Raw genomic sequence first — 8,595 nt, 5'->3', positions numbered from 1 at the left:
ATCCGGCAAACGCGAATACTTGTCTGGCTAAAAAACTAACGCTGAATCAGCAGCTTGCGAGTTCTTCACGGACGACGGCATAGAGTGTCAGTCTCCGACTGACATTTCCCTCCATCGATCCCGCTCCATCTCTCGATGGAGCTGAGAAGATCGACCCTGGCTGTCACAAATCCAGCGTCCAGGTCTGGCCGACGAGGTCCTTGCCGAAGGAGCGGTGGGGGTCTTCCGCCGCCAGCTTGAAGCCTTCGGCCTGATAGATCTTCCTTGCCGCGGTCAGGATGTCGTTGGTCCACAGCGTGAGGGAGGCATAGCCGAGGTCTCGGGCGCGCTCGATGCAGGTGCGGACCAGTCTCTTGCCCAGCCCATGCCCGCGGGCGCTGGGATCGACATAGAGCAGGCGCAGCTTGCCGACGGAGGCGTCGTCGCTCTTCATCAGGAAGATCGAACCGACGATGCGTCCATCGAGCTCGGCGATCCAGGCGTCCTCGCGCACCGGATCGAAATTGGCGACAAAATCCCCGAGGATGGTGGCGACCAACCCTTCATAGGTCCAGTCCCAGTCATATTCCTGGTGGTAGAGTTCGGCCTGGCGATGAATGACCCAGCCGAGATCCCCCGGCCTCGGCTTGCGGAGAACGACAGGCTGCGGCGCACGCTCCGTCACGTCGAGCAGCTTCTTGATTTCCTGCATGGCGCCGACGAGTCGGCTGCGATCTCCTTCGCCGAGCGGGGAAAGCAAGATGTCGAGCTGCGCGTTGGTGCCGGCTTCGAGCTCGGCGAAGGCATGGCGGCCGGCGGCAGACAGGGACAGCAGGTCGCGGCGGGCATGCGCGGGGTCGGTGCGGCTTTCCACCAGCCGGCCGGCCTTCAGGCGCGCGACGATCCGGCTAAGATGTGCCTTGTCCATATCGAGGCGCCGACCGATATCGGCGGCGGTCTGTTCCCCGGCGGTGGCGAGTTCGTAGAGCACGCGCGCCTCCGGCAAGGGGAAGGAACTGGCAGGCATGTGCCGGTCGAGCAGGCGCAATTTACGGGTATAGAAGCGGTTGAAATCGCGGATATCGTCAATGACGGACATGGGAAAGCCATTCAATGTTGACTAAGTCAACATTTAAGCCACACGACGATTTGTCAAACGAAATCGCCACGCGGTTCCGCCCTTTTGCAGCCGGACTGCCCCGATTAAACTGTTTTGCCCGCCGGCCGATCCCTATATGAAGGCATCGGAGTTTGATCATGCCCTCTTTCCGTACCACGCGCCGCGTCAAGCATTCGCCCGCCGACATGTTCGACCTGGTGGCCGATGTCGAAAAATACCCGCTCTTCGTGCCGCTCTGCTCGGCGTTGCGGGTTCGCAGCCGTCAGCCTCAGGACGACGGACGCCTCGTCATGGTCGCCGACATGACGGTGGCCTACAAGCTGATCCGCGAGACCTTCGGCAGCCGCGTGACCATGGACCGGGAGAAGCTGCAGATTCTCGTCGAATATCTCGATGGCCCCTTCAGCCACCTGGAAAACCGCTGGTCCTTCAAGGACGATGGGGCAGGCGGCTGCGTCGTCGAGTTCTTCATCGACTACAGCTTCCGCTCCCGTACGCTCGGCATGCTGATGGGGGCGATGTTCGAGGCCGCTTTCCGTCGTTTCGCCGAGGCCTTCGAAAAACGCGCGGATGTCGTCTATGGCCGCAAGGCGATCGCAGCGTCCTAGAAAGCAAGGAGCCTGCGATCCCGGAAAAACCGGCATCCATGTCTGTTCGTATCAAACGGTAACCTTGATCTCGCCGGCAAGTCTCAGCAGGAGATCGAGAGCCTGCTCGACCGCTCGCTTGCGAATCTCCGAGCGCGACAGGTCGCCAAAGCGGCGCTCGACATGCAGGCGTGGCCCCTGCCGGCTCCAGGCCGCGAAATGCACCAGGCCGACAGGCTTGGCGGCCGTGCCGCCGCCGGGACCGGCGATGCCGGTGATCGCCACCGCAAGGCCCGCACGCGAGTGCAACACCGCCCCCTCCGCCATGGCGAAGGCGACGCTTTCGCTCACCGCGCCGTCCCGTTCGATCAGAGCCGGCGGAACGCCGAGCATCTGTGCCTTTGCCTCGTTGGAGTAGGTGACGAAGCCGCGGTCCACCACGTCGGACGAGCCGGGAATGGCGGTGAGGGCGCCGGCCGCCAGCCCGCCGGTGCAGGACTCGGCCGTCGCGACCATCAGGCCCTTGGCGCTGCAGGCCGCGAGAACCTTGCTCGCCCGTTCGAAGAAGATCTCGTCATTCATGGCCGGTATCCTCACTCGGAGCGCGGACATCTTGTCCGCTCCTCATCGTCAAACGCAAGGCGTCCGAGAGCGGACAATCCGCGCTCCGACTAGCCCCAGGGCAACCGCACCGTCGCCGAGGCCATGGCGGCGATGCCCTCGCGCCGGCCGGTAAAGCCCAGGCCCTCGGTGGTGGTCGCCTTGACGCCCACCCGTTCGACGGCGATGCCGGCGATCTCGGCAATGCGCGCCCGCATGACGTCACGATGCGGGCCGATCTTCGGCGCTTCGCACAGCAGGGTGACGTCGAGATGGGCGATGGCTCCCCCCCGTGCCCGGACCAGACGGACGGCATGGGCCAGGAAGCGATCTGAGGAGGCACCCTTCCATTGCGGGTCGGAAGGAGGAAAATGCGAACCGATATCGCCGTCGCCGATAGCGCCGAGAATGGCGTCGGTGAGGGCATGAAGGCCGACATCGGCATCCGAATGTCCCTTCAGCGTGCGGTCGTGGGGGATCTTCACCCCGTTGAGCCAGACATGGTCACCCTCGGCGAACGCATGGACGTCGAAGCCCGTTCCGGTTCGGATGTCGCCGAGGGCGGCCAATTCGTTGGCGGCTTGTTCTGCCCGCTGGAAGTCGCTCTCGGTCGTCAGTTTCATGTTGCTGGCTTCGCCTTCGAAGATGTGAAGAGGATGGCCGGCCCATTCGGCCACGGCGCCATCGTCGGTCAATGTCTCGATGCCGGCTTCCGCCGCCGCAAGATGGGCTGACAGGATCAGGTCGAAGCCGAAGGCTTGCGGCGTCTGGACGGCGCGCAGGAGGCTGCGTTCCGGTGTTGCCTTGACCCTGCCGTCGAGGTCGATCTGCTTGATGGTGTCGGTGACCGCCAGCCCCGGCACGGCGGCTCCATGCGCGCGGGCCGCCTCGATCGCGCGGTCGATCAGGGCGGGGCTCGCAAAGGGGCGTGCTGCGTCATGCACGAGCACGATATCGGGCCTATCGCCGATCAGAGCCTTCAGTCCGGCGAGGCAGGACGCCTGCCGGGTGCTGCCCCCGAAGACATGGCCGGCCTGCTTGCTGATTCCCGCCGAGCATGCCGCAAACAGGTCTTCGTCTCCCGTGCCGATCACCGTGAGGATGCTGTCGACGGCGGGATGGCGTTCGAAAAGAGAGAGCGTACGGGCAAGGACGGTCCGCCCTCCCAGCAGGCGATACTGCTTGGGAACGGCGCCGCCGACACGCGATCCGCGTCCCGCTGCGACGATCAGCGCTGCCACGCGTAACTTGGCTTGAGCCTTCATGATCTTGATAACACGAACATAGATGGAATTCTTTCTCGCCACCGGCGCGGAACTTGTTACACTCGCAGACGAAGTGGCGAAATGCCTGTGGCGCAGGAAAATTGCGACGGGGCACGGTCAAGGTAGTATTTTGGTGGATCGAAGTTTGGAGGCACAAGCGCCTCGGTCGAGTGATGGTGCACATCTATCCGTGCCGCAATTACGGCAAGGAGAACAGGTGCGCCGTCACCACACCTATGCCGCGCTTGATCTTGGCACGAACAATTGCCGCCTTCTGGTTGCGCGCCCGACGGGAGAGGGATTTCGCGTCATCGACGCCTTTTCGCGGATCGTCCGGCTCGGCGAGGGGTTGGGCGCCAGCGGCAGCCTGCATGTCAATGCCATGGGGCGGGCTGTCGATGCGCTTGCCGTCTGTGCGCAGAAGATGCGGGACCGGCGCGTCGACCGCGCGAGGCTGATCGCCACCGAGGCCTGCCGCGCCGCCGACAACGGATTGCTTTTCGTCGAGCGCGTGCTGAAGGAAACCGGGCTCGACCTGGAGATCGTCGACCGGGAGACCGAAGCCCGCCTGGCCGCCGCCGGCTGCATCCCGCTGATCGACCGCAATCTCGACGGGGTGGTGCTTTTCGACATCGGCGGAGGATCTTCGGAAATCGTCTGGCTCGATATCGATCCGGCAGACCGGAACCGGCAGCCCAAAGTGCGCGGCTGGACGTCGCTCCCGGTCGGGGTGGTGACGCTCTCCGAGCGCCATGGCGGCGTCAGGGTGACGCGCGAGAGCTTCGAGCGCATGGTGGACGACGTGTCTGGCATGCTGGCCTCGTTCGCGCACCGGGAAGCCATCGCCAAGCGTGTCAGGCGCCTGCATTTGCTGGGCACCTCGGGCACGGTGACCACCATGGCCGGCATTCATCTGGAACTGCCTCGTTATGACCGGCGTCGGGTGGACGGCCTGTGGATGTCGCGCGGCGAGATCGATGATGTGCTCGAACGTCTCTTGGACATGACGTATGAGGAGCGCGTCGCCAATGCCTGCATCGGTCCGGAGCGGGCCGATCTGGTGATGGCCGGATGCGCCATTTTCGAGGCCATTCGGCGGGCTTTTCCCTGTGAGCGATTGCGCGTGGCCGATCGGGGCCTGCGTGAAGGATTATTGGTGCAGATGATGCAGGAGGATCGCGTCTGGCGTCACAACGGTGCGGGGCGCAACCCGTGAGCGGTGGAGCAGGCAAGGGCGGAGGTCCCGGCAAGGGCAAGAACAGTTCCGGCCGGGGCAGCGGTGCGCGCGAACTCGGTGTGCGGCTGAAGACGGCGCGCGGGCGCACGCATTCCTCGCAGCTCTGGCTCGAACGCCAGCTCAACGATCCCTATGTCGCCCGCGCCAAGCGCGAAGGGCGGCGCTCGCGCGCGATCTACAAGCTGATCGAGATCAACGACAAGGCCAAGCTCCTCAAGCCGGGGCAGCGCGTGCTCGATCTCGGTGCGGCCCCGGGCGGGTGGTCGCAATTGGCGGCGGAGATCACCGATTCCGTCAACGGGCGCGGCAAGGTGGTGGCGATCGACCTCCTGCCCATCGATCCCATCCCCGGCGTCGATTTCGAGCAGATGGATTTCATGGACGACGCCGCGCCCGACCGGCTGAAGGCGATGCTCGGCGGCCCGGCCGATCTCGTGCTCTCCGACATGGCTGCCAATACGGTGGGCCATCGCGCCACGGACCATCTGCGTATCATCGCTCTGGTGGAAGCGGCAGCCCATTTCGCCGTGGAAGTGCTGGCCCCGGGCGGGGCTTTCCTCGCCAAGGTCTTCCAAGGGGGCACGGAAGGCGACGTTCTTGCCTTGCTCAAGCGTGACTTCGCGGTGGTGAAACATCTCAAGCCGGCGGCGAGCCGCGCGGGCTCCAGTGAGATGTATGTGCTGGCCACGGGTTTCCGCGGCCGGAAGGAAACTGTTTCCGCCGATTGAGCGCCGGTCCCCTGCATGTCGGGAGGTCCGTTCTTTTCGGCGCAGGCGGCGTTTTCAGGAGCGGACAGGATGTCCGCGCTCCGGCAGGAGTGAGGCGCTATCCATCAAAGTTGGAAAGTTTATCGCGAGAAATCCCTGTCCGGATGACTTGATCCCGGCGGCGCGCCATTGCACAAGTGCGCAATCTCAAGTTCGGACTGATGATGGCTGACCCTCTCAAAATCGGTATTGCCGGCCTTGGCACCGTCGGTGCCTCTACCATTCGCCTTCTCGATCGTCGTGCCAATGCCCTTGCCGCCGGTTGCGGTCGGGGTGTGACGGTCACCGCCGTTTCCGCTCGCTCGCGAACGCGCGACCGCGGCCTGCCGATGGAGCGTTTCCGTTGGTTCGACGATCCGATCGCGCTGGCCCGCGATCCCGGGATCGATGTCTTCGTCGAATTGATGGGGGGCGAGGAAGGAGCCGCGCACGAAGCGGTGAAGGCCGCCCTCGATGCCGGCAAGCCGGTGGTCACGGCCAACAAGGCGCTGCTGGCGCGTCACGGCGTCGATCTCGCCAGGCGGGCCGAGAAGGCCGGCGTCGCGCTCAATTTCGAGGCGGCCGTCGCCGGCGGCGTGCCGATCATCAAGACGCTGCGCGAGGCGCTGATCGGCAACAATATCGATCGGGTCTATGGCATCCTGAACGGCACCTGCAACTACATCCTGACCAAGATGGAGGCCGAGGGCCTGTCCTTCGACGCCTGCCTGAAGGAGGCGCAGCGCCTGGGCTATGCCGAGGCCGACCCGACCTTCGACATTGGCGGCTTCGATACCGCTCATAAGCTGGCCCTGCTCACCAGCCTCGCTTTCGGGACACAGGTGAACGCCGAAGCCATTCATGTGGAAGGCATCGAGCGCATCACCACCGAGGACCTGCTGGCCGCCGACGAGCTTGGCTATCGCGTCAAGCTTCTGGGCGTGGCCACGCGCTCCGAAGCGGGCGTCGAGCAGCGTGTCCATCCCACCATGGTGCCCAAATCGACCCCGATCGCGCAGGTCGACGGCGTCACCAATGCGGTGGCGATCGATGCCGACGCCGTGCCGGAACTGACCTTGGTCGGCCCCGGAGCGGGCGGCGAGGCCACGGCCTCGGCCGTGGTCGGCGACATCGCCGATATCGCGCGAGGCCAGGCCGGAGCGCCGTTCGGGCGCAAGACCGGCGATCTCGAGCCCCTGCCGGCTGCTGCCATGCAGGCGCACAAGGGCGGGTATTATGTCCGTCTTTCGGTGGCGGACCGGCCGGGCGCGGCGGCGGGCATCGCCACGCGCATGGCCGAGCGCGGGATCTCGCTGGAGTCGATCGTACAAAAGCATCGGGGCGGCAAGGTCTATGGCGGCGACGACCCGAGCAAGGTCGCCGGTGCCGTGCCCGTCATCCTCATCACCTACGCCACCACCGAGGCAGATATTCGCGGCGCCGTCGATGCCATGGTCTCCGATGGCTACATCGTGGAAACGCCGCAGTTGATCCGCATCGAGCGCGAATAAGCAATATCCCAGGGCGTGTCGTCAGTTATGGTTTGATCGAGCGCCAAATCATAACTGACGATGCGCCGCAACAACGGAGGAAGCCATGTCGGAGATTATTCAGGTCAAGCCGACGGATGTCATCGAGCGCATCCTTTCACTTGAACTGGTCCGTGTAACCGAGCGCGCCGCCGTTGCCTCGGCATTGCTGCGCGGGCGGGGCGATGAGAAGGCCGCCGACAAGGCGGCGGTCGACGCCATGCGGCGCGAACTCAACAAGATGCCGATCGACGGTACCGTGGTGATCGGCGAGGGCGAGCGCGACGAGGCGCCGATGTTGTTCATCGGCGAGAAGGTCGGCAACGGCCTGGGCCCGAAGGTCGATATCGCGGTCGATCCGCTCGAAGGCACCACGCTGTGCGCCAAGGACATGCCGGGATCGATCGCGGTGATGGCGATGGCCAGCGCCGGTTCGCTGCTCAATGCTCCCGACGTCTACATGGACAAGATCGCCATCGGGCCCGGCTATTCCGAGGGCATCGTCGATCTCGATGCCAGCGTGGAAGACAATCTCCACGCCCTCGCCAAGGCCAAGGGCGTCAAACCGCGTGAACTGACCGCGCTGGTTCTCGATCGTCCGCGCCATGCTCCAATCATCGAGGCGATCCGCAAGGTTGGCGCATCCATCCGCGTCATCACGGATGGCGACGTCGCCGGCGTCATCTTCACGACCAATGCGCATGAGACCGGCATCGACATCTATCTGGGAACGGGCGGCGCTCCCGAAGGCGTGCTGGCGGCGGCAGCGCTGCGCTGCGTCGGCGGCCAGATGCAGGGGCGCCTCATCCTCGACACAGAGGCCAAGCGCGAACGTGCCCTGAAGATGGGTGTCACCGATCCGAGCCGCAAATACAAGATGGAGGAACTCGCCTCCGGCGACGTCATCGTCGCAGCGACCGGCGTGACCGACGGCGCACTGCTGCAGGGCGTGAAGTTCCGCGGCCCGGTGATCACCACCGAGACGGTGATCTACCGTTCGCTCAACGGCACGGTGCGCCGCATCCATGGCGAGCATCGCCAGATGTCGAAGTTCAATCTCGACTGATGGATATCCGCGCGCTCACCGCGGAGGAACGCCCTGCCTGGGAGCCGCTCTGGCAGGGCTATCTCACTTTCTACAAGGCGTCGGCGCCGGAGGAGACGACGGCGCTGACCTGGGCTCGCTTCCACGATCCCGCCGAACCGATGTACGTTTATGGTGCCTTCATCGATGACCGGCTTGCCGGCATCGTGCACCTGATCCTGCATCGCTCGACCTGGACGCCGGGCCCCTATTGCTATCTGCAGGATTTGTTCACCGCCGAATGGGCGCGCAGGAGAGGCGTTGCCCGCGCGCTGATCGAATGGTCCTATCAGGAGGCCACGCGCCTGGGCGCCAGCCGCGTCTATTGGCTGACGCACGAAAGCAATGTCGAGGCACAGGCCCTCTACGACCAGGTAGCCTCCCGTTCGGGCTTCATTCAGTATCGAAAGATGCTGCCGGCCTGACCGGCACGGCATAATTACTCACT

At 64.7% G+C, this 8,595-nt stretch carries 9 protein-coding genes; 6 read left to right on the top strand and 3 right to left on the bottom strand.

Annotation, left to right across the window (positions count from 1 at the left end):
- Positions 1-163 precede the first annotated feature (163 nt).
- Entirely contained in the window at positions 164-1,078 is a 915-nt protein-coding gene (locus tag J8I29_RS27035; RefSeq protein ID WP_209434021.1) for a bifunctional helix-turn-helix transcriptional regulator/GNAT family N-acetyltransferase, read from the bottom strand.
- A gap of 158 nt (positions 1,079-1,236) precedes the next feature.
- Here J8I29_RS27035 and J8I29_RS27030 point away from each other — a divergent pair, with 158 nt between their 5' ends.
- A complete protein-coding gene (locus J8I29_RS27030) occupies positions 1,237-1,707 on the top strand; it encodes a type II toxin-antitoxin system RatA family toxin (RefSeq protein WP_105863240.1) in 471 nt (156 codons plus the stop codon).
- Between the two features lie 51 nt (positions 1,708-1,758).
- Here J8I29_RS27030 and J8I29_RS27025 read toward each other — a convergent pair whose 3' ends face one another.
- Both J8I29_RS27025 and J8I29_RS27020 read right to left on the bottom strand, forming a co-directional pair.
- Positions 1,759-2,268, bottom strand: coding sequence for a CinA family protein (locus tag J8I29_RS27025; protein WP_209434020.1), 510 nt, complete (start codon positions 2,266-2,268; stop codon positions 1,759-1,761).
- Between the two features lie 89 nt (positions 2,269-2,357).
- Positions 2,358-3,551, bottom strand: coding sequence for a bifunctional 2-C-methyl-D-erythritol 4-phosphate cytidylyltransferase/2-C-methyl-D-erythritol 2,4-cyclodiphosphate synthase (locus J8I29_RS27020; RefSeq protein ID WP_209434019.1), 1,194 nt, complete (start codon positions 3,549-3,551; stop codon positions 2,358-2,360).
- 190 nt (positions 3,552-3,741) lie between these two features.
- On the opposite strand from J8I29_RS27020, the gene J8I29_RS27015 reads away from it, so the two are divergent.
- The 5 genes from J8I29_RS27015 (at position 3,742) to J8I29_RS26995 (ending at position 8,572) form a co-directional block, all read left to right on the top strand.
- Entirely contained in the window at positions 3,742-4,767 is a 1,026-nt protein-coding gene (locus J8I29_RS27015) for a Ppx/GppA phosphatase family protein (protein WP_348536182.1), read from the top strand.
- The gene (locus tag J8I29_RS27010) at positions 4,764-5,516 is read left to right on the top strand and encodes an RlmE family RNA methyltransferase (protein ID WP_105862945.1); all 753 of its coding nucleotides are present in this window, start codon (positions 4,764-4,766) and stop codon (positions 5,514-5,516) included. Before J8I29_RS27015 ends, J8I29_RS27010 begins: the two co-directional genes overlap by 4 nt.
- 203 nt (positions 5,517-5,719) lie before the next feature.
- Positions 5,720-7,045, top strand: a complete 1,326-nt coding sequence (locus J8I29_RS27005) for a homoserine dehydrogenase (protein WP_209434017.1) — start codon at positions 5,720-5,722, stop codon at positions 7,043-7,045.
- A gap of 85 nt (positions 7,046-7,130) precedes the next feature.
- Complete coding sequence (gene glpX, locus J8I29_RS27000) at positions 7,131-8,129, top strand: class II fructose-bisphosphatase (RefSeq protein WP_105862946.1); 999 nt, start codon at positions 7,131-7,133, stop codon at positions 8,127-8,129.
- Positions 8,129-8,572: a GNAT family N-acetyltransferase gene (locus J8I29_RS26995; RefSeq protein ID WP_209434016.1), complete on the top strand. Its 444-nt coding sequence runs from the start codon at positions 8,129-8,131 to the stop codon at positions 8,570-8,572. The genes glpX and J8I29_RS26995 overlap by 1 nt, the downstream gene beginning before the upstream one ends.
- Positions 8,573-8,595: the final 23 nt, after the last annotated feature.

It is taken from the genome of Labrys sp. LIt4 (assembly GCF_017813775.1).
GTDB classification, from domain to species: Bacteria; Pseudomonadota; Alphaproteobacteria; order Rhizobiales; family Labraceae; genus Labrys; species Labrys okinawensis_A.
This window is presented reverse-complemented; position numbering and strand designations above follow the sequence as displayed.

Excerpts from the sequence above, each read along its gene's own strand:
- J8I29_RS27005 (WP_209434017.1), top strand. The coding sequence starts at position 5,720 with ATGGCTGACCCTCTCAAAATCGGTATTGCCGGCCTTGGCACCGTCGGT.
- J8I29_RS27030 (WP_105863240.1), top strand. The coding sequence starts at position 1,237 with ATGCCCTCTTTCCGTACCACGCGCCGCGTCAAGCATTCGCCCGCCGAC.
- glpX (WP_105862946.1), top strand. The coding sequence starts at position 7,131 with ATGTCGGAGATTATTCAGGTCAAGCCGACGGATGTCATCGAGCGCATC.
- J8I29_RS27035 (WP_209434021.1), bottom strand. The coding sequence starts at position 1,078 with ATGTCCGTCATTGACGATATCCGCGATTTCAACCGCTTCTATACCCGT.
- J8I29_RS27020 (WP_209434019.1), bottom strand. The coding sequence starts at position 3,551 with ATGAAGGCTCAAGCCAAGTTACGCGTGGCAGCGCTGATCGTCGCAGCG.
- J8I29_RS26995 (WP_209434016.1), top strand. The coding sequence starts at position 8,129 with ATGGATATCCGCGCGCTCACCGCGGAGGAACGCCCTGCCTGGGAGCCG.
- J8I29_RS27025 (WP_209434020.1), bottom strand. The coding sequence starts at position 2,268 with ATGAATGACGAGATCTTCTTCGAACGGGCGAGCAAGGTTCTCGCGGCC.